Origin of the sequence: Microbacterium jepli (assembly GCF_047237905.1) — a bacterium.
Taxonomy (GTDB): domain Bacteria; phylum Actinomycetota; class Actinomycetes; order Actinomycetales; family Microbacteriaceae; genus Microbacterium.
Genome location: NZ_JBDFLW010000003.1, coordinates 312,626 through 339,214 on the forward strand (window position 1 = coordinate 312,626; position 26,589 = coordinate 339,214).

A 26,589-nucleotide genomic window follows, 5' to 3' on the forward strand; every position below is an offset into this window, starting at 1 on the left:
GCACACTCCCCTCACGACCGAAGGAATCGCACCATGACCATCGACCTCACGCAGCGCCTCAAGGACCGGGTCGCGATCATCACGGGCGGAGGCTCCGGCATCGGACTGGCGACGGCCCGTCGCTTCGCCGCGGAGGGCGCGAAGGTCGTCGTCGCCGACGTGGACCCGACGGCCGGCGAGGCGACCGCGGCCGAGGTGGGCGGCGTCTACCGCCGCGTGAACGTCGCGGACGAGGCATCCGTCGATGCCCTCTTCGACGGCGTGGCGGAGGAGTTCGGCCGCCTCGACATCGCGTTCAACAACGCCGGCATCTCGCCGGCCGACGACGACTCGATCGAGACGACCGAGCTGCCCGCATGGGATCGCGTGCAGGACGTCAACCTCAAGAGCGTCTACCTGTGCTCGCGCGCGGCGCTGCGGCACATGGTGCCCGCCGGTCGCGGGTCGATCATCAACACGGCGTCGTTCGTGGCGCTGCTGGGGTCGGCGACGTCGCAGATCAGCTACACCGCGTCGAAGGGCGGGGTGCTTGCCATGACCCGCGAGCTCGGCGTGCAGTTCGCCCGGCAGGGGGTTCGGGTGAACGCGCTGTGCCCCGGACCGGTGAACACGCCGCTGCTGCAGGAGCTGTTCGCGAAGGACCCCGAGCGCGCGCAGCGTCGACTCGTGCACGTGCCGATGGGCCGTTTCGCCGAACCCGAGGAGCTCGCCGCCGCGGTGGCCTTCCTCGCGTCGGACGACGCGTCGTTCATCACGGCCTCGTCGTTCGTGGTGGACGGCGGGATCACCAACGCCTACGTCACCCCGCTCTGATGAGCGCGCGCCACGCCTTCGTAGGGGCCTCACGCTCGGCCGACGTGCACACCGCAGGCAGGTCGCAGCTTTTGGGCGGCGGACCGGCGGTTCCCTCCGCCCGGCGCGCGGTTCTGCCTGGGTTGTGCACGCGGGCGACGGGGTGGTCGTGACGGAGGCGCCGCTCGAGGAGGTGCAGCGGGCGGTCTATCGGCCGGTGCGCGAGGGGAACGCCCTCGAGGACACCGTCGCCCGCCTCGTGCAGACCCTGCGGCTCGGGGTGGTGGCGCCGGGGGAGTCGCTGCCGCCGGAGCGCGAGCTCGCCTCGCGCTTCGCCGTCAGCCGCGACACCGTCCGTGACGCGATCAAGGAGCTCGCCGACGCCGGCTACCTCGTCCGCCGGCGAGGCCGCTACGGCGGGACCTTCGTCGCCGACCCGGTGCCGCCGCCCGCGCACTCGACCGTGACGCCGGCCGAGATCGACGACATCCTCGGCCTGCGGCGCGTGCTGGAGGCGGGTGCAGCGCGCGCCGCCGCCGAGCGGACCTTCTCCGCCGAGGAGCGCGCGGCGCTGTGGGCGCGTCACGAGGCGACGGTGGCCGCCGGCGAGGGCGAGTACCGCCGAGCCGATACTCTGCTGCATCTCGCGATCGCCGAGGCGGCCGGCATCCCGTCGCTCGTCCCGCTGATCGCCGAGAACCGGGCGCAGGTGAACGTGTGGTTGGACACGTTCCCGCTGTTGCCCCGCAACATCGAGCACTCCAACGCGCAGCACGAGCAGGTGGTGACGGCGATCCTGTCGGGGAGAGCGGATGCCGCCGAGGCCTGCGTGCTCGCCCACCTCGCCGGATCCGAGGCGCTGCTGCGCGGCTTCCTCGCCTGACCGGCGCGGCTACCCTGGAACGATGGCTTCCGGAAAGAAGAAGGGCGGCACGGGCGCGCCGCTCGATTTCCGCAACACCGCGCTGACCGACGCCCTCCAGACCCAGGACATGGCCGCGGTCGCCTTCGCCCTGCGACACGGTCCGACGGTCGTCCCGCTGATGAAGCAAGGCGACCGCGACGACCCGCTCGACTCGGGCGAGGTGTGGACGTACCGCGATCCGCGCACGGGCGACGTGGCGCTGCTGCTGTTCAGCGACGCGCTGCACAAGCCCGAGACACTGCCGCCGGCGGTCGCGATGCAGGGCCCGGCGTGGCTGAAGGCTTTCCTCAGCGCGCACGGCGACCAGATCACCACGGTGTTCTTCGACATCGCCGGCCCGCATCCGATGCAGGCGTCGCCCGCCGACGTGATCGCGGCGCTGGAGGCCTGACAGCTCGGGGCGACGTCTGCACGGGCGGGTGGTGGCGGCGCGTTTCGGCTCGCTGCGCTCGCTCAACGGGCGGGGGTGGAGGGGCGTTTCGGCTCGCTGCGCTCGCTCAACGGGCGGGCGCGGGGGTCAGAAGGTCGGGGCGGCGTCCCCGGGGCGGGAGCGGGCCCGGGTGCGGACGTCGTTCAGCGCGCTCGACAGCTTGGCGGAGCGGTCGTCGATCAGTTCGGAGTAGCCCAGGCGGGCGGCCTCGCTGCGCCGCTGCGCGGTCTGGGTGACGGGCCGGATCTCGCCGGCCAGGCTCAGCTCCCCGATCGCGGCCAGGTGCGTGGGCGTCGATTCGTTGCGCAGCGCACCCGCCACGGCGATGGCGATCGCGAGGTCGGCCGCAGGCTCGGTGAAGCGCACACCGCCGACGGTCGAGACGTAGACGTCCTGGTCGGAGGTCTTCACGCCCGCCTTCTTCTCCAGCACCGCGAGCACCATCGCGACGCGGGCGGAGTCGACGCCGTTGACGATGCGCCGCGGGTTCGGGGCCGTCGAGTGGATCGTCAGCGCCTGCACCTCGACCGGCAGCGCCCGCTTGCCCTCGAGGGCGATCGCGACGCACGTTCCGGGCTCGGAGATGCCCGAGCCGAGGAAGAGCCGGCTGGGATCGGGAACCTCGGCGATGCCGGATCCGGTCATGTCGAAGCAGCCGACCTCGTCGGTCGCACCGAAGCGGTTCTTGAGTGCGCGGACGAAGCGCAGCGATGTCTGCCGGTCGCCCTCGAAGTGGCAGACGACGTCGACGAGGTGCTCGAGGATGCGCGGACCGGCGATCGATCCGTCTTTCGTGACGTGGCCGACGATGATGACCGGAAGGTCGCGTTCCTTGGCGATACGGATCAGCGTGGATGCCACCTCCCGCACCTGACCGGGATGCCCGGCCATGCCCTCCGACAGCGACGACGAGACGGTCTGCACGGAGTCGACGATGAGCAGTTCGGGCCGCACCTCGTCGATGTTGCCGAGGATCGTCGCGAGATCGGTCTCGGCGGCGAGGTAGAGCTCGTCGTGCAGGGCGCCGGTGCGCTCGGCGCGCAGGCGCACCTGTCCGATCGACTCCTCGGCGCTCGCGTAGAGCACGCGGCGACCGGCGCGGGCGCTGGCGGAGGCGACCTCCAGCAGAAGCGTGGACTTGCCGACGCCCGGCTCGCCGGAGAGCAGGATGGCCGCTCCCGGCACGATGCCGCCGCCCAGCACGCGGTCGAACTCGCCGACGCCGGTGCTGCGGCGCGGGGTGTCGCGGCTGTCGACCGTCGTGATCGGTCGCGCGCGGCGGTCGGCCGTCGGCGCGACGGCCGTGATGGTGCGCAGGATGCCGGTCTGCTCGGCGGCTTCGACGACCGTGCCCCACTGCTGGCACTCGCCGCAGCGACCTGCCCACTTCGACGTTGTCCAGCGGCACTCGGTGCAGCGGTACGGCGCGACGGCGGGAGCGCGACGGGTGGCCATGAGATCAGGCTAACCGCGACCCCCGACACCGCCCGGCCGCGACGCGAGCCCGACCGCGACGCGAGCCGGCCGCGACGCGAGCCCGACCGCAGCAGCCGCGCACGCGCGGCGCGCTAGCCCGCAACCGGTGCGTCGGCGCCGGGCTGCAGCATCCGGTTCCTGATCCCGAGCCACGAGACCAGGCCTCCGAGCACGAGGAGTCCCGCCGTCACGAGTGCGGCCCGATGGAAGCCGGCGAGGTCGAGCGATCCGCCGACGATCGTGGCGAGCGCGGCGATGACCAGCAGACCGGCGACGCGCGAGACGGCGTTGTTGACCGCCGACGCGATGCCCGAGCGCTCGGTGTGCACGGCGCCGAGGATCGCCGAGGTGAGCGGCGAGACCGTGGTCGCGAGCCCGAGGCCGAAGAGGATCATGCCCGGCAGCACCTGCCACCAGTAGTCGAAGGACTCCGAGACGAGCAGCAGCAGGAGCGAGCCCGCCGCCATCACGAGCGGTCCGACGGTCATGAACAGGCGGGGGCCCAGGCGTCCGGCGAGGGTGCCCATCCGCGAGCTGAGCAGCACCATGAGGATCGTGGTGGGCAGGCTCGCGAGGCCGGCGAGGGTGGCCGGGAGTCCGGCGCCCTGCTGCAGGTAGACCGACAGCACGAACCCGTTGAGCGAGAGCGCGCCGTAGATGAAGAAGGTGGCGATGTTGCCGCTGGAGAAGTTGCGCGACGAGAACAGGTCGAGCGGGAGGATCGGCGAGGCCACCGTGCGCTGACGCAGGAGGAACCCGATGAACAGCAGGATGCCGGCGATGCCCGGGATCCAGATGGCGGGCGAGCCCCACCCCAGGTTCGGCTCCTCGATCAGCGCGAAGACGGCGGCGCCCAGTCCGAGGGTGCACATCGCTCCGCCGATCCAGTCGATGTGCGTGCCGGGCTCGCGGTGGTCGTGCGCGGTGAGCCGGGTCAGCAGCCACAGCGTGATCGCGATCGGCAGCACGTTGATGAGGAAAACGAAGCGCCACGACAGGTAGTCGACGAAGAGGCCGCCGATGAGCGGCCCGACGATCATCGCGCCGGTCGTCAGCGCCGTCCAGGTGCCGATGGCCTTGCCCTGCAACGGCCCGCGGATGGTCGAGGTGATGAGCGCGAGCGAGCTCGGCACGAGGAAGGCGCCCGCCGCCCCCTGCACCGCGCGGGCGACGATGAGGAAGAGGGGATCGGGCGCCGCGGCGATCGCGATCGAGGCGATGCCGAAGCCGATCAGCCCGATGCGCATGACCAGGATGCGGCCGAACGCGTCGCTGACCGATCCGGCGAGCAGGATGAGCGCGCCGAGCGTGATGAGGTAGGCGTCGACCACCCACTGCTGGGTGATGAGGCCACCGCCGAGCTCCCGGTCGATCGCGGGCAGGGCGACGTTGACGACGGTGCCGTCGAGGAACGCCACGAACGACGCCAGCGCGGCGATCGCGACGACGAGACGCTGCTGCGCGTCGAGGGTCATGCTCACGTCGCCAGGCTAGTCCCGTACCTGGACGGGGCACATGATCCTCGCAGGAGCACCCCCGCGACGGCGGCCGCGAACAGGCCTACCCTGACTGATGCGGTCGGATGCGGCATCCGACGCCCTCGACAGGACGGACCCCCCATGGAATTCGGCATTCACATCGCGGACTTCACCTGGAGCAGCGGATCCGAGAGGCTCGGTCCCGCGCTCGCCGCGCACGTCCGCAACGCGGAGGCGGCCGGCATCCAGCGCATCACCGTCATGGACCACTTCTGGCAGCTGCCGGGCATCGGACCCGCCGACCACGAGATGCTCGAGGCCTACGCCACGCTCGGCTTCATCGCCGCGCACACAGAGAAGGCGCTGCTGCACACCCTCGTCACGGGGGTCATCTACCGCGAGCCGGCTCTGCTGGCCAAGGCCGTCACGACGTTGAACGTGCTGTCGGGCGGCCGCGTCGGCCTCGGTCTGGGCGCTGCGTGGAACGAGGAGGAGTCGGCGGGTCTCGGCTTCGCCTTCCCGCCGGTGGCCGAGCGCTTCCGCCAGCTCGAGGAGACCGTGCAGATCTGCCTGCAGATGTGGTCTCCGTCGGAGGAGCCCTACGAGGGCGAGGTGTTCCGGCTGGGCCGGACGCTGAACTCGCCGCAGTCGCTCACGCAGCCGCACCCCTACCTGATGATCGGCGGCTCCGGGGAGAAGAAGACGCTGCGCATGGTCGCGCAGTACGCCGATGCCTGCAACCTCGGAGTCATGGACGGACTGGTGCCCACCCGCAAGCTCGAGGTGCTGCGGGGGCACTGCGAGGCGGTCGGCCGCGACTACGACGACATCGAGAAGACGGCCATGATCCCGATCAATCCGGAATCGACTCCCGAGGCGCTGGCGTCCGTCGTCCGCGACCTCGCCGGGGCCGGCTTCGCGGCGACGTACGTGTTCGCCGTCGGGATGCCGGAGCCCGAGCGCGTCGTGGACGTGATCGCCGAGACGGCTCGCCTGGTCAGCTGACGCGGTAGGCGTCGTAGCGGACGCGGTTCGCCTCGCGCACGCAGGATGCCACGAAGACGGCGTCCTCGAGGGTCCGGTCCGTGGCGCACTCCAGGGTCAGCGCCGTGCGGAAGTAGTAGGCCGAGGGATCGACGTCGGCGCCGTCCAGCAGCGACTGCAGGACGACAGGATCGCCGCTGCGCACCCCGCGCGCCGTCACGTACAGCAGAGCGCCGTCCTCGGCGCGTGCGCTGTACCGCCCGTCGATCTCGATGGAGCCGTCGGCGCGCACGTTCTGCCAGTCGGCGCCGCCCGGGAGGAGCACGCCGGTGAAGGCGCCGGTCACGGTTCCGCCGGCGATGGGGATGATGCGGCGATGGCCGGCCCGCGTCATCCCGTGGTCCTGAAGCGGGCCCAGTTCGGCATCGACGGAGAAGGCCCACTCGAGGCCGGGTACGGGCGGTGTCACGGTCACGGTTGCTCCTGTCCGCGCACCAGTGAAGCGGTGACCGTTGAGGATGTCAATGAATGCCGTCGGGTCGTCGGGTGGAGTCACCTCGTCGAGCCCGAAGCGCAACCCCTCGAATCGGGCAGGTTCTGCTTCCTATGCTCGGCGCATGGACACCAATGACATCCGCTGGAACGACGAAGCCCGTGCCAAGATCCTCTCCGATTCCGACCGCGTGCTGCGCGAGGCCGTCCTCGCCGTCGCGTCGTCGAAGGATCTGACCTCCGATGAGGCGTTCGCGCAGCTGAACGGCCGACTCAAGGACCGATTCATCGACTACGAGCCCGGCCCGGACATCCGCAAGTACGCCGATGCCATCGTCGCGGGAGAGTTCTCTGACGCCTCCTGATGCGGCACCTTCGGACTCCCTGTGAACGCGCCCCTCGAGGGGGCGGCGACGTAGGCTGAGTGCATCCCAAACCCCGGCATAGCCGGCGCGGAACGCGTGTCATCGCAAGCGACACGCTCCGACGGCCCCACCGTCGAGTCCATCCCCCCAAACGGACTCCGGTCGGGGCCGTTCCGCGTTCCCGGGCGGCTTCCGAAATCCGCGAAAACTTTTTTGTGACGTTTCCCGTCGCGTCCGCCTCTTATCTGCAGAGCACAACGACACGCTCCCCGAGGCGGGATGACCGCACGGGCCTACAGACAGAAGAGGACACCATCATGGCCGAGGACCAGAAGCCCACCACCACCGCTACGCCCGCCGCGCCGGTCTCCGAGACCGCCGCCCCGAAGCCCGCTTCGACGCCGGCCCCCCGCGTGGACCGCTCGTCGTTCTCCTCGTCCCGCGTCCCCGCTGACGAGAACGCCGCAGGCAAGACGACCATCGCCGACGGCGTGGTCGCGAAGATCGCCGGCATCGCCGCGCGCGAGGTGGCCGGCGTCTACGCGCTGGGCGGCGGCGGAGCCCGCGCCTTCGGCGCCATCCGCGACGCCATCAACGCCACCGACCTCTCGCAGGGCGTGAAGGTCGAGGTCGGCGAGACGCAGGCCGCCGCCGACCTCACCATCGTGGTCGAGTACCCGGCCCCCATCCAGGAGGTCGCCGGAAACGTGCGCGCCGCCGTCGCCGGCGCCATCAGCCGCCTGGTCGGACTCGAGGTCGTCGAGGTCAACGTCGAGGTCAACGACGTGCACATCGCCGGCGCCGACGACGACGAGAACACGGAGTCGCGAGTCGCATGAGTGCCACCGTCAAGGGTGCCATCGTCGGCGCCGTCCTGGCTCTCGCCGCCCTGATCTTCGGCTTCTGGGGATTCCTCCTCGTCGCCCTGTTCATGGGGATCGGCGCAGTGGTCGGACGCATCGTCAGCGGTCAGCTGGACGTCCGCGGCCTCGCGGACGCCTTCACCGGCCGCCGAACGAGCTGATGAGCAGCACGCAGGCCTTGGTCCCCGGCAGCCGCGTCCGCGCGGCCGCCGGGGAGGGGCCCACCACGCTTCCCGGGCGCATCGAGGTGCGCGACAAGGTCGTGAAGAAGCTGCTCCAGCACGTCGCGGCCACCGTCGTGGGTGTGGAGTCCGGCCGGATCGATGTCTCGGCCGCCGAGCACCGCGACGGCATCGCCGTCCGCATCACGACGCCGCTCCCCATCCCCCCGCTCGATGACCCCGCTGCCGTCGCGGCGGCCGGCTCGGTGACCGACGTCGCCGCACGCATCCAGCACGATGTGCAGGATCAGCTCGGCCGCATCCTCGGACAGCAGGTCACCCGCGTCGACGTCACCGTCGACGGGGCCACCACCGCCACCACCAGAAGGAGAGTCCGATGACCACCCCGGTGCTTCGTCGGGTCGTCCGACGCGAGACGCACTCACCGCGCACCGTCGCGATGATCATCGCCGTCGTCCTCGTGATCCTGGCGCTGCTCTACGTCGGCACCGAGATCGTCCTCAGCGTGCTGGGCCAGCCCGCGCTTCTGCTCGGGCCCGGTGCCGCGCTCGCCGGTCTCGCTGGTCTGCCAACCCAGGTTCCGCAGGGCGTGAGTATCGCCGTCGGAGTCGTCCTGGCCATCCTCGGCCTCATCGTAGTGGTGCTGGCCCTCAAGCCCGGCCGCCTCCCGCGCCACTCCCTCACCGTCGGGGACCGCGCCGTGGTCGTCGACAACGGCGTGATCGCCTCCGCGGTCGCGCAGCGCGTCAGCGACGAGACGGGGTTCCCCCGCGATCAGGTCCGGGTCGGTGTCTCGCACCGCACCGTGGACGTCGTGGTCGAGCCAGCCTTCGGCATCGACGTCGACGAGGCGCAGGTGCGCAGCGTCGCCGCCGCCGAGGTGGACGCCTACGGCCTCACCCCCTCCGTCACCACGAAGGTCCGCGTCCTGCGGACCAAGAAGGACGAGGACTTCCGATGAACAACACCAATCGCGCGCTGAACCGCATCGTGCTGCTGATCCTGGGCGTCGTCCTGCTGGTGATCGGCGGAGGTCTCGCCACCGCCGCCGCCGTGCCGGCCGCAGGCCAGGCCTGGGACATGACCGGCCAGGGGCTGCAGCAGTGGACCACGCAGCTCTGGGAGTCGTCCAAGATCGCGGGCGGCCAGCTGACCTGGCTCGCTGTCGGCGTGCTGGCCGCTCTGCTGTTGCTGGTGATCATCGCCATCGTCGTGATCTCGAAGGGCGTCCGCGGACGCAGCCGGACGACGCTCCGCGCGACCGGCTCCGCGAACTCGCTCGGACGCATCACGGTGACCGAGGGCTTCGCGTCCGACGCGCTCAAGAACGCGCTGGGCGGATACGACGAGATCCTGTCCGCGAAGGTGACCGCCAATGACGTCGCGCACGAGCCCGTGCTGCACGTCAGCGTCACCCCCCGTCAGAACACCTCGCCGCTGCACGTCGCGGAGACCGTCGACCGGCTCGTGACGAACCTCGGTACGCTCACCGGTCAGCAGCTCACCACGTTCATCTCCGTGCACAGCGGTCTGCGGGCGAAGCTCGCCCACGACCAGCGTCGCCTGAGCTGATCGAACTCACGAAAGGGAATCAGGACATGCGAAACAAGCTCCTCCTCATCGGCGGGATCGTCTTCCTCGCCTATGTGCTCGGAAGCCGCGCCGGCAAGGGCGAGTCGCTCGCTCACCAGCTGGTGCGCGAGTGGAACGACCCCAAGGCGCGCAAACGCCGCCACAAGGCCTACGAGAAGTCCTCGAAGGCCCTGGAGAAGTCCGCCAAGGAAGCCAAGAAGAAGCTCCACAAGCTGGCCGATTCCTGACCCGCGCCCCCGGGCGCATCTGCACCACACCCCTGTGAAAGGACCCCCTCATGGGATTTTTCGGATTCCTCCTGCTCGGCCTCATCGCCGGTGCCATCGCCAAGCTCATCCTCCCGGGCAAGCAGGGCGGCGGCTGGCTCATCACCCTCCTCCTGGGTGTCGTCGGAGCACTGCTCGGCGGCTTCCTCGGCGGACTGCTGCTGGGCGCGCCGCTGCAGGACTTCTTCTCCATCCAGACGTGGCTCCTCGCGATCGGCGGCTCGCTGATCGTCCTGCTGATCTACGGATTCATCGTCGGCCGCCGCGCCACGAAGTAAGACGACGGCGCGGACACCCGCGACCGCCGAACCGGACCCCGCAAGAAACAACACACGAAAGGAAGACCCTCATGGGACTCGACGACAAGATCAAGAACGCTGCTCAGGACATCGCCGGCAAGGCGAAGGAGGCCATCGGCAAGGCCACTGACAACGACCGCCTCGCGGCCGAGGGTCAGGCCGACCAGGCGAAGGCCGACGCGAAGAAGGCCGGCGAGAACGTCAAGGACGCCTTCAAGTAAGTCGAACCGACAGAGGGGGATGCCGCACCGGCATCCCCCCCCTCTCATGTTCCGCCCAGGACGGCCGGCCTGCAGACGGCCGAACGTGATGACGATCCGATGCGACAAGACCGAGGAGAACCATGAACGGTGAACGCCAGGATCACGCCGGTGCCCGTCGCACGAACGGGGATGCACAGGCGGGGCCGTGGTCGCAGCCCGCGGTCGCGCTGACCGTGGCGACACCTCTGGTCGCCGCCGACCCGGTCGCACCCTCCGCCGAGGTGCCCACCGTGTCGGTCCTCGCCACGACGCCCGTCACGCGGAACGCGTCGAGCAGTGCGGCGCTGTTCATCAGCGCAGCGGTTGTCTACACCGCAGCGGGCACCACGGCCACCACGGGTCAGGTGCACCTCGAGTTCACCTCCGACGGTCCGTTCGAGCCCGACTTCGACGAAGACGACTTCGCCGCCGCCGGATGGACGCGCGTCCCGGGTCGGCCGCGCGCGGTCTTCTTCTGCGGCGCATCGATGAGCGACGGTCAGTCGCGGCGCGTTCCCCGCTTCCGCTGGCGCGGAGCGGTCGCGGCCAGGGGACGACTGGCGGCCGACGTGCGCGCCGACAACCCGGACGTCGCGACCCGCGGAGTGTCCGTCGATGTGAGGTGAGCGCCACCGGCGCAGTCCGGCCTCAGTCGAGCGGCACCGTGTCGTGGAGCCACTGCTTCGTCCGGTCCAGCGCTTCGCGGGCCTCGGGCCGGTCGAGGTGGAACTGGTACTCGTGCGGCAGCGCCGGCTCGTGCGTCGCGGGCCAGAAGAGCTCGGTGACCGGCACGCCCAGCTCCGTCAGCCTCGCGGCCATCGGCACGGACTGCAGCCACGTCAGCCCGTCGCCGTTGCCGCCGCTGATGTAGGTCGGAGGGAAGTCCGGCGTCACGAAGCGCAGCGTCGACATCGTGGCGCCGGACGACTGCTGCGACCAGTCCTTCGTGCCCGTGTAGGCCCACAGCGCCACCTTGAAGCCCCACGCGGACAGTCCCTGCAGCTCGGCCATGGCGCTCAGGTCGTAGACGCCGCAGTTGAGGATGATGCCCGCGAGCTGCCGGGGCGCGATCGTCGGCGCGACACCGACGAGGTGCGCGTAGCGCGGGTTGGTCACCATCGCCGCCAGCTGACTCGCGAGCTGGGCGCCCGCGGAATCTCCGGCCAGCACGATGCGGTCGGGATCGATGCTCAGCTCGTCGGCGTGATCCTGCAGATACGTCAGAGCCTGGAAGAGCTCGGTGATCGCGGTCGGATAGTGCTCCTCGGGGCCCACGGAGTAGTCGACGCCGACCGTCGTGTACCCGTCCGCGGCGAGGATGCGCAGGTACGGGTCGACGTTCTCCGCCGACCCCGAGATCCACGCGCCGCCGTGCACCCAGACCACGGTAGGACGACGCTCGCCCGCGGCCGCCTGTGTGAAGACGTCGAGGGTGGATGCTGCATCCTCCCCGTAGCGGACGTCCTGCTGCTCGCGCAGGGCCGTCGCCGGCACGTAGGGCTCCATCTCCGTCACGGTCGCCGCTCCGCCGCGCTCGAACACGCTCCGGATGATCATCGCGGACGGCCACGGCGTCAGCGACGTGACGATCGCCACGACGAGGACGACGGCCAGTGCGCTCGCCAGCGCGATGCCCCAGGAACGCCGCCGTCTGTGACGGCGACCGGTGGCAGCGGGTGTCGCCGCAGCATCCTGCTCGCTCCCGGACATCCCGACCTCTCCGAAGCGACCGTCGACGGCGCGTCTGGATCGCGACCGGCGTGCGCCGGTGCGTGGTTCCCAGAATGCCCGAGACTGCGGCGCGACGGTGCTACGGCGCGACGGTGGTGCGGCGACCGAAGAACTCGTTCGCGGAGGGCAGCCACATCAGCACCGACGCGATGACGATCAGGGCGATCCCGATCCCGCCGAGTGCGGCGCTCAGCCCGAGCGAGAAGATCGCGTTGACGACCTGCAGCACCGCGAGGATGGTCAGCGTGACGCGCGCCCAGTTGCGTCCGGCGCGCAGGCGCCAGACGACGACCGCCTGGATGATCGACAGCGCCAGCACGAGCAGCCCGGCGAAGACGTAGGTGATTCCGAAGAAGTTCGCCGTCGTGGTCGCATCCCCTTCCGCCACCACGTTCCCGGCGCTGATGAACGAGAACACCGCGGTGATCACGCCGAGTGCGGTGGCCAGCAGCCAGATGAAGAACGACGCGGTGACCGTGGTCGGACGTGCGGGCATCTTCGGATCCGTCATGGGAGTCCCTTCTCGGACCGTTGGAGTGCCCACGCTAGGTCGCCCCGGCGCGATCGCCCCGAGGGTTGACAGGTCGCGGTGCGCTCCGACGTCAGCGGTCGGCCGTCTGCACTGCCACGGTCACCGCCCCGTCGCGCATGGTGAAGCGCACCTCGCTGCCCTGCGGCAGTCCGCCGACGAGAGCGCGACGCACCTGGTCGCCGACGCGGAGGGCGACCGAGACGGGAGCGGTGGTGTCGGCGCACTCGACGCGCAGCGCATCGCTCTCGCCGGAGCCGACGAGCAGGCACGTCGAGCCCGCGCTGGTGGCCGACCAGACCCACAGCTTCTCGAAGTCGGCGAAGGGCTGCAGCCGGGCGCCGATCATGTCGATCCGGGCCAGGTCGACCCGGTCGACGAGGCGCTGGCGCTCCGCCGCGGTGGCGACGATCGAGGTGTCGTCCGAGCGTCCGGAGGCGGCCAGGACGCCGGCCCCGACGAGTGCCACGAGGGCGGCGGTGAGCGCGGAGGCGCTGATCCGACGACGGCGCGGCGGTCGCCGGCGCGCTGACTGCGAGTGCGCGACCGAGGGCGCCGACGGGCGGGGGAGCGTGGCGCCCTCCGGAGGAGCGGCCGACGCGTGGCCGAGCCGCTCGAGCTCCTCGAGCCGCTTCAGCGCGTCCGGATCCGCGGCGATGTCGGCGTCGGGCCCGAACGCCCGACGTCGGAGGTCCGCGAGTTCACGGGCGAGCGCGGGCGGGAGCGACGTCGCATCCACCCTCCGATCATGCTCCCGCGGTGTCCTCTTGGCCAGCGCTTGCGCGAAGCACCGACGAGGGGGCGGATGCTTCGGGCCCGGGCTCCCCGCCGAGCCTCTCGACCAGGCGCTCGCGCGCGCGACCGATGTGCTCGCCGAGGAGGGCGGCTGCAGCATCCCCCTCGCCCGCCTCGATGAGCTCGAGCAGGCGCTCGTGCTCCGCGACGATGACCTCGGTGGGCAGGAGGGAGGCGCCCTGCACCTGCGACATGCAGAGCACGACCTCCGAGACGAGGCTGCGGTACATCCGTGTGGTGCGCTCGCTGCCGATCGCGTCGACGAGGCTCGCGTGGAACCGCATGTCGGGGTCGACGGCATCGCGAGGCGACGCGTCGGTCAGGGCCGCGATCTCGGCGTTCGCCGCGCGCGCCTCCGGCGGCACGATCCCGGTGCGCGCCAGAACGCGCAGCGCCTCGGCCTCGATGAGGGCGCGACTGCGGTAGATGTCTCGGGCGTCCGCGGGCGTGAGCCGCATCACCCGCGCCGTCTTGTGGGCGCTGCGTTCGAGCAGGCGCTCGCGCACGAGGTTCTCGATCGCCGCCTTGGCCGTCGGGCGGGCGACGTCGTAGCGGCCGGCGACGTCGGTCTCGACGAGGGCGAGACCGGGCGGCAGGTCGCCGGACAGCACGCGGGCGCGCAGATCAGCGGTGACCGCGTCGATCACCGAGACCACTTCCAGTCGCACCATGGCATCGAGGGTACGCGTCCGCCCGCGAGATGTACACTTGTCAGACAATCCGGCGGTGAGGGCAGGAGACGATGGCGTGGACGCACTGATGACCGCCGCGGTCGCGGATGCGACCCGCATCAGCGAACGGTCGATCGACCGGGTCGCGTACGCCTCGGATGCCTCGCACTACCTCTTCACGCCGAGCGCCGTCGTCACGGCCGCCGACGCCGGCGAGGTCGCCGCGATCCTCCGCGCCGCCTCGGCCACGGGCTCGCGGGTCACCTTCCGCTCGGGTGGCACCAGCCTGTCGGGGCAGGCCTGCACGGACGGCGTGCTGGTCGACACCCGGAAGGCGTTCCGGCGGATCGACGTGCTCGACGGCGGCATGCGGGTGCGGGCGCAGCCCGGTGCCACCGTCCGCCAGGTCAACACGCGGCTCGCGCGACACGGTCGCCGGCTCGGTCCCGATCCGGCGAGCGAGGCTGCGTGCACCATCGGCGGCGTCGTGGCCAACAACTCCAGCGGCATGGCCTGCGGCACCGTCGAGAACAGTTACCGCACGCTGGAGTCGATGGTCTTCGTGTTGCCCTCGGGCACGACCATCGACACGGCCGACCCCGATGCCGACCGCCGCCTCCGCGAGGAGGAGCCGGAGCTGTCCGCCGGACTCGAGCGCCTCCGCCGGCGCGTGCAGGACGACCCCGCGTCGGTTGCGACGATCCGCCGGCAATTCGCGATGAAGAACACCATGGGCTACGGCGTGAATGCGCTGCTCGACTTCGACAGCCCGGTGCAGATGCTCGCGCACCTCATCGTCGGCAGCGAGGGCACGCTCGCCTTCGTCGCCGAGGCGACGTACGTCACGGTGCCCCTCAAGCCACGCATCGCCACGGCGCTCGCCGTCTTCCCCACGCTCGATGACGCGACCCGCGCGCTGCCCGCACTCGTGGAGACGGATGCCGCGACCCTCGAGCTCATGGACGCCACCAGCATCCGGGTGGGTCAGGGCTTCGCCGACGCCCCGTCGCAGATCCGCGGCTTCGAGGTCGGCGCCGAGGCCGCCCTGCTCATCGAGTACCAGGCGATGGAGCAGGAGCACCTCGACGAGCTGGTCGCCCGCGGCGCGCGGCTGCTCGGCGGACTGCCGCTGCGCGCTCCGGCGGAACTGTCGCAGGACGCGGCGGAGCGCGCCCGCGCGTGGAAGCTGCGCAAGGGCCTCTACGCGACGGTGGCCGGCGCGCGCCCGGCCGGCACGACCGCCCTCCTCGAGGACGTCGTCGTGCCGGTGCCGGCGCTGGCCGCGACCTGCGAGGCGCTGCAGGAGCTCTTCACGCGCTTCGCGTATCGCGACAGCGTGATCTTCGGGCATGCCAAGGACGGCAACATCCACTTCATGCTCACCGACCGGTTCGAGGGCGACGCCGCCATCGGCCGGCTGGCGGACTTCACCGACGAGATGGCCGACGTCGTGCTGGCCGCGGGCGGCAACCTCAAGGCCGAGCACGGCACGGGTCGCGCGATGGCGCCCTTCGTCCGTCGCCAGTACGGCGACGAGCTCTATGCCGTGATGTGCGAGATCAAGCGGCTCTGCGATCCCCGCGGCATCCTGAACCCCGGCGTGATCATCGACGACGACCCGGTGGCGCACCTCCAGAGCTTCAAGCTCGCCGAGCCCATCGAGGCGGAGGCCGACCGCTGCGTCGAGTGCGGCTACTGCGAGCCGGTCTGCCCGTCGAAGGACCTGACGCTCACACCGCGGCAGCGGATCGTGGTGCGCCGCGGGATGGCGCGGGCCGAGGCCCACGGCGACCATGCGCTCGCCCGCGAGCTGCGGAAGGACTACGACTACGCCGGGGTCGACACCTGCGCGGTCGACGGGATGTGCGCCACCGCGTGCCCCGTGCTGATCGACACCGGGCAGCTGGTCAAGCGCCTGCGCCGGGAAGACCAGAATCCTGTTCTCGCCGTGGGCTGGAAGGCCGCCGCCGCCGCGTGGGGACCGGTGACGCGGGCGGGCTCAGCGGCGCTGACGGTCACCGATCGTGTGCCGTCACAGGCCGTCTCCGCCGTCACGATCGCCGCGCGCGCCGTGCTCGGCGCCGACACGGTGCCGCTGTACACGGGCGACCTGCCCGGGGGCGGCCCCGACCGGCGGCGTCTGGCCGGCGTGCAGGGCGGGGGCCAGGGCGAGGCCGTCGCGGTCTACTTGCCGGCGTGCGTGAACTCCATGTTCGGCGCGGCCGCCGGCAGGATCGGCGCCACCGAGGCGTTCGTGCGGCTGGCGGAGCGCGCGGGCGTGCGGGTGGTCGTGCCGGAGGGCATCGAGTCGCTCTGCTGCAGCACGCCGTGGACGTCGAAGGGCTACACGGGAGGCCGGGACGTGATGGCGAAGCGGGTGGTCGCGGCGCTCCGCGATTCCACCCGCGACGGCGAGCTCGTCGTGGTCAGCGACGCCTCGAGCTGCACGGAGGGCTTCGCGCACATCCTTGACGACGCCGGACTCGACTACCGCACGGAGGACGCCGTCGCCTTCGTCGAACGGCTCGTGCTGCCGCAGCTGGGCGCGGTGATGCCGCTCGTCGACTCCCTCGTGCTGCACCCGACGTGCTCGTCGACGCAGATGGGGCTGAATCCGGCGCTGGCAGCGCTGGCCGACGCCGTCGCGACGGACGTGCGGACTCCCGATGCGTGGGGATGCTGCGGCTTCGCCGGAGACCGGGGGATGCTGCATCCCGAACTCACCGCGTCGGCGACCGCTGCGGAGGCCGCCGAGGTGGCCGGGATCGGTGCGCAGGCGCACGCCTCCTGCAACCGCACCTGCGAGGTCGGGATGACCCGGGCGACCGGGTCGGAGTACCGGCACGTGCTGGAGCTCCTCGAGGAGGCCACGCGCCCCGAGCGCGCCTGACCTGTCGGCGCGTGCGGCCGGTCAGGCGTCCGGGAGCGTGCCGGTGTCGTCGGCTCGCGTCGCGTCCTGGAGCGTGCCGGTGTCGCCGGCCCGCGTCGCCTCCGGGAGCGACCGCGCGGGCAGGTCGAGCACCAGGCCGTTCGTCGAGAAGGCCGCTTCCGACAGGCGGTGGAGCACGGCGGGGTCGAGGTTCGTCGGCGCGGACGCGTCGAAGGAGAACTGCAGCGGGATGGCGGGCTGCAGCCAGACGGAGGTCATCCCCTGCTCCTCCGCGCCGGCGTAGCGCCACGACAGCATGAAGCATTTATTGCGCCGCAGCTTGACGCTCGCGATCGTCTTGACGTAGGCGAGGATGTCGTCCGGCATGGGAACCGCGTCGAACATGGTGCCGTAGAAGAAGGTGCCCACGGGTGTGCTCCTGGTGTCGAGGTGGCAAGGTCTGTCAGCCGAGGTCCAGGGCAACGTCTCACGCAGGCTACGTCGCGGCGCCGGAGCCCCGCACGGGGGTTACGAACCGGCGCACCGATGTGAGATTGGCACCGCTCACCGCGCGAGCGAACGAGCGCAGCGAGCGAGACGGTTCCGGCGTCGCCCTACCGCTGCGCCAGATACCGCACCAGGGCGCGCACCGCATCGCGGCCCGCCCGGTTCGCGCCGACCGTCGACTGACTGGGTCCGAAGCCGATGAGGTGGACGCGCGGCTCGGCCGCGACTTGGGTGCCGCGCATCGCGATGCCGCCAAGGGAGTTGCGCAGCGCGAGCGGGTCGAGATGCGAGAGCGCGGGGGTGAAGCCGGTGGCCCAGAGGATCACGTCGACCGGGGTGAAGGTGCCGTCCGCCTCCCGCACGCCGTGCGGCTCGACGCGGGTGAACATCGGGCGGCGCTCGAGCGCACCGCGCTCCTTGGCGGCGACAACGTAGGGCAGCCAGCCCAACCCCGTGTACGACACCACGCTCGCCGACGGCTCGCCGGCCTCGACCGCCGCGGTGACCTTCGCGATGGTCTCGCGTCCCTCGACCTCGGGCCGGAAGTCGCCCTCCCAGAAGACGGGCTCGCGGCGCGTGTACCAGAACGTCGTCGCGTCCCTCGAGATCTCCTCGAGCAGCTGCACCGCCGAGATGCCGCCGCCCACGACCGCCACGCGACGACCGGCTGTCTCGGCGGAGGAGACGTAGTCGCGCGTGTGCAGCTGCACGCCGAGGAAGGTGTCCTGGCCCGGGTAGTGCGGCAGGACGGGGCTGGTCCAGGTGCCGGTCCCGTTGATGACCGCACGGGTGCGCCACACCCCGGCGGATGAGTCGACGAGGAGATCGCCGTCCGGGTCGTCGTCGGCTCGACGGACGGCGCTCACCGTCACCGGCCGCAGGATCGGCGGATGCATCGCCGACTCGAAGGCCGCGAAGTAGCGGGGCACCGCGTCGCGACTCGCCTCCGCGTCGTCGATCGGCGGCTTCGGGAACCCCGGCAGGTCGAAGATGCCGTTGACCGTCGACATCCTCAGCGACTCCCACCGGTGGCGCCACGCGCCGCCGGGGCCGGTCTCGGCGTCGAGGACGATGAACGTGCCGGGAGACGGCGTGCCCTCTGCGGAACCAGGGCCGCCGGCATCCGTCGCCGCTGCCCTGTCGAGTGCGCTGACGAAGCCGCGCTGGGCGAGGTGGAACGCGGCCGACAGGCCGGCCTGGCCGGCGCCGATCACGACGACCGTCGCCGTGCGTTCGGCTGCCGTCGGTGAGGCGGTCACACGCTCAGGATACGGTCCTGCCGGCGTCGGCCGTCGTCAGCGATAGCGACGGGGGACCGTCCAGTGCCGTCCGAACTCCTCGTCGAACGTCTCCGGGTCGAACGGGCTGTCGCCGCCCGCCGGGAAGCTCGTGAGCTCGCCGAACACGACCCTGCCGTCGACGTCGTAGAGGTCCACCCGCACGAAATCGGTGCCGGCGGCGAGGCGCTGTGCGACGTCGATCATCTCGGCGAGGTGCGCCGGTCGCGCGGGCGCGGGGTCGGCCCAGGGCGGACCGCCGGAGAGCGGGAGGTGGGTCCAGTCGGGCAGGAAGAAGTCCTGCGTCCGCGTGCCGAAACGGCCGCTGTCGACCTGGATGTAGGCGCAGCGCCCGTGGAAGACGAAGAACTTGAAGTCGTCCGGCACCGAACCGTCCGGTCCGGCGAGGAACTCCTCCACGATCACGCGGGGACGGATCCGCCCGTAGACCCATTCGCGGTTCGGCCCCTGACCGTAGAGCTTCGTCAGCCAGGTCTCCGCGATCCGGGCGACCTGCTCGCGCGGCGCGTGCTCGGCTCGCACGTGCCGGTAGACCCAGCCCCACTGCGCCTCGGGGAGGCGCGTGTCCTCGGGGGCGTACGGCGAGACGACCAGCGCCGCCCCACTGCCATGGGTCGGCTTCACCACGTAGGCGTCGGGCAGCTCCAGGTCGCGCAGCGCGCGCGCGTCGTCCAGAATGGCGAACGCCCGCGGGAGATACTCCTCGCCGATCGCCGCGGCGACGTGGTCACGGACGGCGGCCTTGTCGGCGAACGTCACGATCAGGTCGCGGTGGTCGCGCAGCATCTTGTAGCGCACCTTCTCGCGGAAGGTGCGCGGGTGCCGCGTGCGCCACAGGCGGAGTGCGCGAACCAGGATGCTGCGCTCCCGCCATCTCACCCGCGGACGCCGTCGCGGAGGATTCGGTGAGGGACGCGGCACCCGTCGAGACTACGTGCGGTCGGAGTTCGCCTGGCACCTGGACGGCAGCGACCCGCGGCCGCCGCCGCGTCGCCGTCGCCTTGGGCGCCGACTTGGAGACAGCGGGCGCCAACGGCGAGCGACGGCGCAGCGGCGGCCGTAGCGTGAAGCCGTCTCCGACGTGCACGGAGCCGTGGCCGTTCGCTTACGTGAAGCGATCGCCAGACCGATCGGGACCCGAGCGTCCCGCCGAACAGTCCGGAGAACCCGCTGTGACCGATGACCTCGCCGTTCCCTCCAAGGGCCGACAATTCCTGCTCGCGCTCATCAGCGCATTGGCGGCAGCGGTCGGGTATCTCGTGGCGGAGCTGCTGATGCAGCACGACACCTCGTCGGTCCTCCTCGGCATGATCGGCATCACCGTCGTGCTGACCCCGCTCTTCTACCTGATCAACCTTCGCCGGAGCCGTCCCGTTCGGCGGCGCTGACGACGAGGCCGCTGCTCGGTCTCACGTGCGTCGGCGGTGGGTGACGCGCCCGCCCACCACCGTCAGGACCGCCGCGTTCCGTAACAGTCCGTCCGGCTCCGCAGGATCCAGGGCCAGCACGGTGAGGTCGGCGGCGTAGCCGGGCGCAATGCGGCCGATCCGGTCCTCGACGCCGTACGAGGCCGCCGCGTCGATGGTGGCGTGACGCAGGGCGTCGTCGAGGGGCAGGACCGAGTGCGGGGTGTTAGCCGGCAGATCGAGCTGGATGACGGATTTCCGCGTCGTGGCGATGTAGAGGTTCAGCAGCGTCTCGTGGGGCGCGGTCGGAGCGTCCGTGCCGAACGCGATCCGGGCTCCCGCGGCGCTGAACGTCGGCCAAGGATAGCCGCGCTCGACACGGTCGTCGCCGAGCTGAGCGCGCCAGTTCGACTGGATGGCGGGGTCGGCGTGGACGGGTTGCACCGACGCGGTCACGCCGAGCGCCGCGAGGCGTGCCGGCGTCGCTTCCGAGACCACCTCCAGGTGCTCGATGCGGGGTCTCCAGTCCCACCGCTCGTTCGTCGCGGCGACGTGCTCCATGACATCGAGCGCGATGTCGCTGGCGCGGTCCCCGATCGCGTGCAGGGCGAGGCGCAGTCGGACGGCGTCGGCATCGACCGCGACGGCCGTCAGGCGGTCGACGTCCCACATGAGGTCGGCGTTGGTGCCGAAGGAGTACGGATGCCGCATCGCGGCCGTGCAGGCGTCGATGACGCCGTCGAGCACGAGCTTGATGCCGATCACGCTGAGCCACTCGGTGTTGCCCGCACGGGCCTCCTCGGCCTCGCGCACCTGGGCGAGGTTGGCCTCGTCGGAGCCGGCATCCGCGACGAGCCAGTGCGCTGCGACCCGCAGGGGAAGCCTGCCGCCGTCCTCGGCTGCCAATGTCTGCAGGGCGCGCCATCCGTGCCGGTCCATGCCCATGTCGACGACGGAGGTCACCCCGGCGGCCGCGAAGGCAGCAAGGGCGCGACGTGCGGACGCGACGCGATCGCCGTCGGTGGTCTCCCGGCTGAGGTGCGCCCACGCGATCTCGTGCGCAGCGCGTTCGTGCAGCATCCCCGCAGGCTCCCCCGACGGCAGCCGTGACAGGTGCCCGGCCGGTGGATCGGGCGTCGAGGCATCCACGCCCATCGCCCGCAGTGCCGCGGAATTGACCCACACCGAGTGCATGTCGTTGGAGTCGAGGAAGACCGGGATGTCGGACACCACCTCGTCGATCATGGCCGCGGTCGGCTCGCCCCCGACGGCGTCATACAGCCAGCCCTTGCCAAGGAGAAGACCGGCGTCCGCGCCGAGGCGGGCGCGCTCCGCGACGAGCCGCCGCTGGATCTCGGCGAGATCGGCCGCATCCGTGAGGCCCACCTTGGCGAGGCTCTCGCCGGTCCACACGAGGTGGACGTGCGAGTCGACGAAGCCGGGCACGACGACGTGACCCTCGACGTCGATGACCGTCGCATCGGACTCGACCTCGCCGGCTGTCATCTCGACGATGACTCCGTCCGCTGTGACGATCGTCGACTCCGACGGCGGGGCCGTTCCTGTGGAGAGATCGAGGGCGCGGGCGCGGGTCAGGTTGAGGCGGGTCACCGGGCGACCTCCGGGGTGGAAGCGGATGCTGCGGCGAGGACGCGTTCGCGCCGTTGGACGCGGGTGGACAGGGCCGCGATGGCGACCACGGGGACGATGAGCACCCAGCTCGTGATCGCGATCGCCCAGCCGAAGCCGACGTAGCCGACCGACTGGGCCAGCCATCCCCCGACGAGCGGAGAGAAGGCGGAGCCGAAGAGGTAGACGCCGATCGACGGACCGGAGAAGCGGCCGTTGGCGTCGAGCGCGGCAGCCGTGGCGATGAAGAGCAGGAACGCCGCCAGGTAGACGGTGTTCCAGGCGATGAGGACGATCGTGTAGACCGTGGGGTCGTCGGTGAGGGCGGCGGCGAGCTTCAGCGCTCCGCCCGCGGTGAGCAGGATCGCGAGCGGCGCCGCGCGGCCGAGCTTGTCGCCCACGAAGATGAGCGCGAGGGCGGCGACGAAGCCGCCGGCGCTCGAAACGCTGAGCACCACGCCGAGGCCGGCATCGGTGAGACCGGTCTGATCCGCCCCCATCGTGCCGGCCAGCGCCCAGACCGAGTCCTCGCTGATGGCCCACACGGCGAACATCGCGAGCAGGGCCACGCCGGCGAGGGTGACGGCACGGCTCTGCGGTGCTGCGGCCGTCGCAACCTCCGCGGGGGCCGAAACGACGGGCGCCTGCGGAAGCCAGGTCGCGGCGAGGAGCAGGGCGAGGGACAGGGCTGCGACGAACCCGAAGACGCTCCCGGTCGTGATGCCGATCAGCGGGATGGCCGCCAGCACGACGGTCACGATCGCACGGTTCACCAGGCCATTCACCGCCGACATGCGATTCGGGTTGCGAAGCGCCGCCAGCGCGGCGCCGCTCGCGGCCAGAGCACCGCCGACGCCGGCGCCGCCGAGGATGACGGCGGCGACCGTCGCGACGGCTCCTATGTTCAGCGCGGCGACGGCGAAGGCCGCGGCCGACACGATGAGGCCGATCTGCGCCACGCGCGTCCGTCGGGTGCCTTCCGCCCACCGCGTCGACGCCGTGCACGCGACGGCCGTCGCCAGAAGCGATCCGGTGAGCACGCCGCCAGCCTCCGCGACGCTCATCCCGAGCGACTCCTCCAGAGCGATCAGCATCAGCGGCAGCAGGTTCGCCGTGAGGAGGCCGAGCACCGACATCCCGAACGTGGAGACGGCGCGTCGCGTGGTGAGAGGCAGTCGGGTCGTGTCGACGACGGACATGGGCGCTCGATTCTCCGGCATCGTCGCCGGCGGGGAGGTTCGGATCACACAGCGGTGGGGATGCGGGCGGGTGCGGTGCGGTGCGGTGGGGTGCGGTGGGGTGCGGTAAACATACACCGTTTGTTTTCGATCAGCCACCCTCGGTGCCTTCGCGAGACGCGCACGCGGATCCGTGGTGGTCGGCTTCAAACAAACGGTGTATGTTTTGTTCGGCTCGGGGTCGGCCAGCCAACAGCAGCCCGTCCTTCCGCCCCGACGCCGAACCCGCCCGCGACGAAGAACACCCCTCCTTCGTGGCCGGCGGCCCCCTCGCCGGTGACGACGCTTCGCCCTCCCGTCACCCTGCCCGCCGCGCGACACTGCCGTCGCCGCCAGGGCCCATCGCAGCAGAGAGGTCAGCAATGACAGAGTCATCACGGACGCGCATCGCGGAGACGACCGACGCATCGGAGAAGAAGCTCGAGCGTCGCCTCGGCGTCGGGGGGAACGTGCTGCTCACGCTGTCCTCGATCTCGCCGGCGGCCAGCGTGTTCATCCTCGGCGGAGCAGCGCTCGGCGCGTACGGCACCGGCGTCTTCTGGGGATTCCTCATCGGCGGGGCCATCAGCCTGCTCGTGGCCCTCTGCTACGCCGAGCTCGGCTCGCGTTACCCGATCGCCGGGGGCGACTACGGGCTCGTCAGTCGGACGCTGGGTCCGGCATCCGGATCGGCCGTCTTCTTCCTCGGCCTGATCGGCCTGCCGCTGTTCCAGGCGGTCTTCGCGCTGGGGGTGTCGGACTACCTCGGGGTGACGATCGCCGGTCTCGACCCCATCGTCACGGCCCTCATCGTCACGGTGATCTCCACGGTGGTCTCCTGCCTCGGCATCCGCACGAACGCGTGGGTCACCGGCACCTTCCTCGTCGTCGAGGCGCTCGCGCTGGTGCTGCTCACGGGCCTGGGCGCGGTGCACATCGAGCGGCCGCTGACCGACCTGCTCAACCCGCAGGCGCTGGACGCGAGCGGGGCGCTCGCCCCGATCGGCGTCGCCGGTCTCGTGCTCGTCATCACGCAGGGCGTCTTCGCGCAGTTCGGCTTCGGCGGCGCTGTCTACTTCGCGGAGGAGACCGTGAACCCGAGACGCAATGTCGCACGCGCCGTGATCCTCTCGGCGATCATCACCGTGATCCTCGAGGTCGTGCCGCTGACGTTCGTCATGCTCGGGGCGGATTCGATTGAGGGGCTCGTCGGCTCCGACCTGCCGGTGCAGGCGTTCCTCGAGCAGCGCGCCGGCCACGCCCTGTCGGTCTTCGTGCTCCTGTCGATGGCGCTCGCCATCCTCAACGCGAACATCGCCCTGAGCCTCCAAGCCGGGCGACTGCTCTACGTCGCCGCCCGCGACCGTGCCCTGCCGCCGGCGCTGGCGAAGCCGCTCGCACGGGTGTCGGGCGCCGCCCACATGCCGCGTATCGCGACCATCGTGATGGGCGTGATCTCCGGCATCTGCTGCCTCATCCCGATGACCGTGCTCCTCAATGCCACCGGATCCACGGTCGTGGCGGGTCTCGCCTTCATCGCGATCGCCGCAATCGCCCTGCGCCGGTCACGGCACGGTGCTCCGTCCGACGTGTTCCGGATGCCGCTGTGGCCGGTGCCGGCCGTCGTGGCACTCATCGTGATCGTGGCCGTGGTCGGCATCGGCGTGTTCGATCCGGGCCAGTGGGTGAGCCTCGGCATCGCCGGGGGCATCGTCGTCGCCGGCTACCTGTACTACTTCCTCTACCTGCGATCGCGCGGAGGCCTGCCGTTCTTGGGGGAGGGGCAAGACGATGACCATTCCCGCTGACCCGATCTTCGAGTCGGCGCTCGCGCAGACCGCGGCGCATCTGCCTGGTGTCGCGCGCGGCGATGCCCTCGACCTGCGGGGCGCGATCGACGCCGGACTTCGCGAGGAGTTCGGACGTCTGCCCGCGTGTCCGGAGGTCTCTCGACACGATGTCAGCTTTGTGGCGGATGACGGGGCAACCCTGCCTGCTCGCTGGTACAGGCCGGCGGGGTCGGGCTCCGGGTCCGCCGTGCTGTTCTTCCACGGCGGCGGCCTCATCGCGGGATCCGTGGAGATCTACGATCCCTATGTCGCTCAGCACGTGCAGTCGTCGGGCGTGCCGATGCTGTCGGTCGACTACCGCCTCTCGCCCGAGGCCACCGGCGACACACCTGCCCGCGATGCGCTCGCCGCCGTGCGCTGGGTGCGTGAGCACGCGGAGGAGCTCGGCGTCGACCCTCAGCGCCTGGCGCTGATGGGCGACTCCGCGGGCGGCGGCGTCGCCGCGGCGGCGGCCATCCTCGCGCGGGACGCGGGGATCGCGATCGCGCGGCAGATCCTCATCTTCCCGATGCTCGACGACCGCACGGTGGATGAGGATCCATCCCTCGGCCGCCTCGTCATGTGGACGCACGAGGACAACTTCACGGGCTGGCGTGCGCTGCTCGGCGACACCCGGGGAACCGCCGACGTGCCGGCATCCGCGGCGCCCGCCCGCCTCGAGGACTTCACGGGACTCGCCCCGGCCTACATCGAGGTCGGGGCGGTCGACCTCTTCCGCGACGAGGACGTCCAGTATGCCGCGCGGCTCCTCCAGGCCGGTGTACAGACCGAGCTGCACGTGCATCCAGGAGCGCCGCACGCCTATGACTCCATGGCCTTGGACTCGGAATTCGCGACCCGATGGCGCGCCGACCGCACCCGCGTCCTCCGGAGCATCTGAGCGGTTGTACAGGCCGGGTCAGAGGATCTTCGAGAGGAATTGACGCGTGCGGGCGTGCGCGGGGCGCTCGAAGACCTCGGCTGGCGAACCGCTCTCGATGATCTGCCCCGCGTCCATCACGACCACGCGGTCGGCGACCTCGCGGGTGAAGCCCATCTCGTGGCTGACGATGATCATGGTCATGCCGGCATCGGCGAGGTCGCGCATGACGGCGAGCACTTCGCCCACCATCTCCGGGTCGAGCGCACTCGTCGGCTCGTCGAAGAGCATGAGCTCCGGACGCATGGCGAGAGCGCGGGCGATGGCGACGCGCTGCTGCTGCCCGCCGGAGAGGGAGCGGGTGCGCACATCCGCCTTGTCGGCGAGACCGACGCGCGCCAGGAGCTCCTGGGCATAGGCGACCGCATCCGCCTTCTTCTCGCCCTTCACCTTGACGACCGAGTGCCAGATGTTCTCGAGCACCGTCATGTGCGGGAAGAGGTTGAAGTGCTGGAACACGAACCCGATGTTCGCCCGCTGGCGGGCCAGGTCACGGGCCGACCGCTCGACGAGGCGCCCGCGGCCGTTGGGCTTCCGGCCGATCATCTCGCCGTTGATGTAGATCTCGCCGGCGTCGATCTCCTCAAGGCGGTTGAGGGTGCGCAGCAGCGTGGTCTTGCCCGCGCCGGAGGGGCCGACCAGCACCACGACCTCGCCGCGCTCTACATCGAGGTTCACATCGGTGAGGATGCGCTTGGGGCCGAACGACTTCGTGATTCCCGATGCTCGGACGATGTAGCGCTGGTCGCCGGTGGGGATGGGTGCGGTGTACAGGGTCATC

The 26,589-nt window shown here is 71.1% G+C and carries 31 protein-coding genes; 18 read left to right on the plus strand and 13 right to left on the minus strand.

The genetic code is table 11. The annotated features are described in order from the left end of the window. The first annotated feature begins 33 nt into the window (after positions 1-33). The 3 genes from ABC304_RS02100 to ABC304_RS02110 all read left to right on the plus strand — a co-directional run bounded on the left by ABC304_RS02100 (position 34) and on the right by ABC304_RS02110 (position 2,108). A complete protein-coding gene (locus ABC304_RS02100) occupies positions 34-813 on the plus strand; it encodes a 3-oxoacyl-ACP reductase (protein WP_412928659.1) in 780 nt (259 codons plus the stop codon). 148 nt (positions 814-961) lie between these two features. Beyond that, positions 962-1,675 (plus strand): FadR/GntR family transcriptional regulator, encoded by a 714-nt coding sequence (locus ABC304_RS02105; protein WP_412928660.1) that lies wholly within the window; start codon positions 962-964, stop codon positions 1,673-1,675. A gap of 22 nt (positions 1,676-1,697) precedes the next feature. Further along, positions 1,698-2,108 (plus strand): dehydrogenase, encoded by a 411-nt coding sequence (locus tag ABC304_RS02110; RefSeq protein WP_412928661.1) that lies wholly within the window; start codon positions 1,698-1,700, stop codon positions 2,106-2,108. A gap of 126 nt (positions 2,109-2,234) precedes the next feature. Here ABC304_RS02110 and radA read toward each other — a convergent pair whose 3' ends face one another. Together radA and ABC304_RS02120 are read right to left on the minus strand one after the other, a co-directional pair. Continuing rightward, the gene (gene radA, locus ABC304_RS02115) at positions 2,235-3,602 is read right to left on the minus strand and encodes a DNA repair protein RadA (RefSeq protein ID WP_412928662.1); all 1,368 of its coding nucleotides are present in this window, start codon (positions 3,600-3,602) and stop codon (positions 2,235-2,237) included. Positions 3,603-3,715: 113 nt separating this feature from the next. Next, entirely contained in the window at positions 3,716-5,098 is a 1,383-nt protein-coding gene (locus tag ABC304_RS02120) for an MFS transporter (RefSeq protein WP_412929045.1), read from the minus strand. A 144-nt stretch (positions 5,099-5,242) separates the two neighbouring features. On the opposite strand from ABC304_RS02120, the gene ABC304_RS02125 reads away from it, so the two are divergent. Next, positions 5,243-6,106: an LLM class F420-dependent oxidoreductase gene (locus tag ABC304_RS02125; protein WP_412928663.1), complete on the plus strand. Its 864-nt coding sequence runs from the start codon at positions 5,243-5,245 to the stop codon at positions 6,104-6,106. Here the strand turns inward: ABC304_RS02125 and ABC304_RS02130 are convergent. Further along, positions 6,099-6,560 carry a DUF3237 family protein gene (locus tag ABC304_RS02130; RefSeq protein ID WP_412928664.1) on the minus strand — a complete coding sequence of 154 codons (462 nt, stop codon included), beginning with the start codon at positions 6,558-6,560 and terminating at the stop codon, positions 6,099-6,101. The genes ABC304_RS02125 and ABC304_RS02130 overlap by 8 nt on opposite strands. 142 nt (positions 6,561-6,702) lie before the next feature. On the opposite strand from ABC304_RS02130, the gene ABC304_RS02135 reads away from it, so the two are divergent. The 10 genes from ABC304_RS02135 (at position 6,703) to ABC304_RS02180 (ending at position 11,013) form a co-directional block, all read left to right on the plus strand. Beyond that, positions 6,703-6,942, plus strand: coding sequence for a hypothetical protein (locus ABC304_RS02135; RefSeq protein WP_412928665.1), 240 nt, complete (start codon positions 6,703-6,705; stop codon positions 6,940-6,942). A gap of 317 nt (positions 6,943-7,259) precedes the next feature. Further along, the gene (locus ABC304_RS02140) at positions 7,260-7,781 is read left to right on the plus strand and encodes an Asp23/Gls24 family envelope stress response protein (RefSeq protein WP_412928666.1); all 522 of its coding nucleotides are present in this window, start codon (positions 7,260-7,262) and stop codon (positions 7,779-7,781) included. Next, positions 7,778-7,966, plus strand: a complete 189-nt coding sequence (locus tag ABC304_RS02145; protein ID WP_412928667.1) for a DUF2273 domain-containing protein — start codon at positions 7,778-7,780, stop codon at positions 7,964-7,966. Before ABC304_RS02140 ends, ABC304_RS02145 begins: the two co-directional genes overlap by 4 nt. Further along, entirely contained in the window at positions 7,966-8,367 is a 402-nt protein-coding gene (locus ABC304_RS02150; protein ID WP_412928668.1) for an Asp23/Gls24 family envelope stress response protein, read from the plus strand. The genes ABC304_RS02145 and ABC304_RS02150 overlap by 1 nt, the downstream gene beginning before the upstream one ends. Further along, complete coding sequence (locus tag ABC304_RS02155) at positions 8,364-8,948, plus strand: Asp23/Gls24 family envelope stress response protein (RefSeq protein ID WP_412928669.1); 585 nt, start codon at positions 8,364-8,366, stop codon at positions 8,946-8,948. The genes ABC304_RS02150 and ABC304_RS02155 overlap by 4 nt, the downstream gene beginning before the upstream one ends. Further along, complete coding sequence (locus ABC304_RS02160) at positions 8,945-9,559, plus strand: hypothetical protein (RefSeq protein ID WP_412928670.1); 615 nt, start codon at positions 8,945-8,947, stop codon at positions 9,557-9,559. The genes ABC304_RS02155 and ABC304_RS02160 overlap by 4 nt, the downstream gene beginning before the upstream one ends. A 26-nt stretch (positions 9,560-9,585) precedes the next feature. Beyond that, positions 9,586-9,807 carry a hypothetical protein gene (locus ABC304_RS02165; RefSeq protein WP_412928671.1) on the plus strand — a complete coding sequence of 74 codons (222 nt, stop codon included), beginning with the start codon at positions 9,586-9,588 and terminating at the stop codon, positions 9,805-9,807. A gap of 50 nt (positions 9,808-9,857) precedes the next feature. Further along, positions 9,858-10,124 carry a GlsB/YeaQ/YmgE family stress response membrane protein gene (locus ABC304_RS02170; protein ID WP_412928672.1) on the plus strand — a complete coding sequence of 89 codons (267 nt, stop codon included), beginning with the start codon at positions 9,858-9,860 and terminating at the stop codon, positions 10,122-10,124. 71 nt (positions 10,125-10,195) lie between these two features. Continuing rightward, positions 10,196-10,366 carry a CsbD family protein gene (locus ABC304_RS02175; protein WP_412928673.1) on the plus strand — a complete coding sequence of 57 codons (171 nt, stop codon included), beginning with the start codon at positions 10,196-10,198 and terminating at the stop codon, positions 10,364-10,366. Positions 10,367-10,488: 122 nt separating this feature from the next. Next, the gene (locus ABC304_RS02180; RefSeq protein ID WP_412928674.1) at positions 10,489-11,013 is read left to right on the plus strand and encodes a hypothetical protein; all 525 of its coding nucleotides are present in this window, start codon (positions 10,489-10,491) and stop codon (positions 11,011-11,013) included. Positions 11,014-11,035: 22 nt separating this feature from the next. Here ABC304_RS02180 and ABC304_RS02185 read toward each other — a convergent pair whose 3' ends face one another. The 4 genes from ABC304_RS02185 to ABC304_RS02200 form a co-directional block, all read right to left on the minus strand. Continuing rightward, a complete protein-coding gene (locus tag ABC304_RS02185) occupies positions 11,036-12,097 on the minus strand; it encodes an alpha/beta hydrolase (RefSeq protein ID WP_412928675.1) in 1,062 nt (353 codons plus the stop codon). A 100-nt stretch (positions 12,098-12,197) separates the two neighbouring features. Next, positions 12,198-12,629: a hypothetical protein gene (locus tag ABC304_RS02190; protein ID WP_412928676.1), complete on the minus strand. Its 432-nt coding sequence runs from the start codon at positions 12,627-12,629 to the stop codon at positions 12,198-12,200. Between the two features lie 91 nt (positions 12,630-12,720). After that, a complete protein-coding gene (locus ABC304_RS02195; RefSeq protein ID WP_412928677.1) occupies positions 12,721-13,386 on the minus strand; it encodes a hypothetical protein in 666 nt (221 codons plus the stop codon). Between the two features lie 7 nt (positions 13,387-13,393). Next, positions 13,394-14,113, minus strand: a complete 720-nt coding sequence (locus ABC304_RS02200; protein WP_412928678.1) for a GntR family transcriptional regulator — start codon at positions 14,111-14,113, stop codon at positions 13,394-13,396. An 88-nt stretch (positions 14,114-14,201) separates the two neighbouring features. Between ABC304_RS02200 and ABC304_RS02205 the strand changes: the two genes are divergently transcribed. Then, positions 14,202-17,003, plus strand: a complete 2,802-nt coding sequence (locus ABC304_RS02205) for an FAD-binding and (Fe-S)-binding domain-containing protein (RefSeq protein WP_412929047.1) — start codon at positions 14,202-14,204, stop codon at positions 17,001-17,003. Positions 17,004-17,024: 21 nt separating this feature from the next. On the opposite strand, the gene ABC304_RS02210 is transcribed toward ABC304_RS02205, so the two are convergent. The 3 genes from ABC304_RS02210 to ABC304_RS02220 form a co-directional block, all read right to left on the minus strand. Continuing rightward, the gene (locus ABC304_RS02210) at positions 17,025-17,411 is read right to left on the minus strand and encodes a DUF7882 family protein (protein WP_412928679.1); all 387 of its coding nucleotides are present in this window, start codon (positions 17,409-17,411) and stop codon (positions 17,025-17,027) included. A 185-nt stretch (positions 17,412-17,596) separates the two neighbouring features. Then, positions 17,597-18,748, minus strand: coding sequence for an NAD(P)-binding domain-containing protein (locus ABC304_RS02215; RefSeq protein WP_412928680.1), 1,152 nt, complete (start codon positions 18,746-18,748; stop codon positions 17,597-17,599). 36 nt (positions 18,749-18,784) lie between these two features. Further along, on the minus strand, positions 18,785-19,666 hold the full coding sequence (locus tag ABC304_RS02220; RefSeq protein ID WP_412928681.1) for an ATP-grasp fold amidoligase family protein: 882 nt from the start codon (positions 19,664-19,666) through the stop codon (positions 18,785-18,787). Between the two features lie 293 nt (positions 19,667-19,959). On the opposite strand from ABC304_RS02220, the gene ABC304_RS02225 reads away from it, so the two are divergent. Further along, complete coding sequence (locus tag ABC304_RS02225; protein WP_412928682.1) at positions 19,960-20,175, plus strand: hypothetical protein; 216 nt, start codon at positions 19,960-19,962, stop codon at positions 20,173-20,175. Positions 20,176-20,196: 21 nt separating this feature from the next. On the opposite strand, the gene ABC304_RS02230 is transcribed toward ABC304_RS02225, so the two are convergent. Further along, entirely contained in the window at positions 20,197-21,804 is a 1,608-nt protein-coding gene (locus ABC304_RS02230) for an amidohydrolase (protein ID WP_412928683.1), read from the minus strand. Then, entirely contained in the window at positions 21,801-23,021 is a 1,221-nt protein-coding gene (locus ABC304_RS02235; RefSeq protein WP_412928684.1) for an MFS transporter, read from the minus strand. The genes ABC304_RS02230 and ABC304_RS02235 overlap by 4 nt, the downstream gene beginning before the upstream one ends. A gap of 401 nt (positions 23,022-23,422) precedes the next feature. On the opposite strand from ABC304_RS02235, the gene ABC304_RS02240 reads away from it, so the two are divergent. Then, positions 23,423-24,847 (plus strand): APC family permease, encoded by a 1,425-nt coding sequence (locus ABC304_RS02240; RefSeq protein ID WP_412928685.1) that lies wholly within the window; start codon positions 23,423-23,425, stop codon positions 24,845-24,847. Continuing rightward, the gene (locus ABC304_RS02245) at positions 24,831-25,769 is read left to right on the plus strand and encodes an alpha/beta hydrolase (protein WP_412928687.1); all 939 of its coding nucleotides are present in this window, start codon (positions 24,831-24,833) and stop codon (positions 25,767-25,769) included. Before ABC304_RS02240 ends, ABC304_RS02245 begins: the two co-directional genes overlap by 17 nt. A gap of 18 nt (positions 25,770-25,787) precedes the next feature. Here the strand turns inward: ABC304_RS02245 and ABC304_RS02250 are convergent, their stop codons facing one another. After that, positions 25,788-26,588: an amino acid ABC transporter ATP-binding protein gene (locus ABC304_RS02250; RefSeq protein WP_412928688.1), complete on the minus strand. Its 801-nt coding sequence runs from the start codon at positions 26,586-26,588 to the stop codon at positions 25,788-25,790. Between the last annotated feature and the right edge of the window lies 1 nt (position 26,589).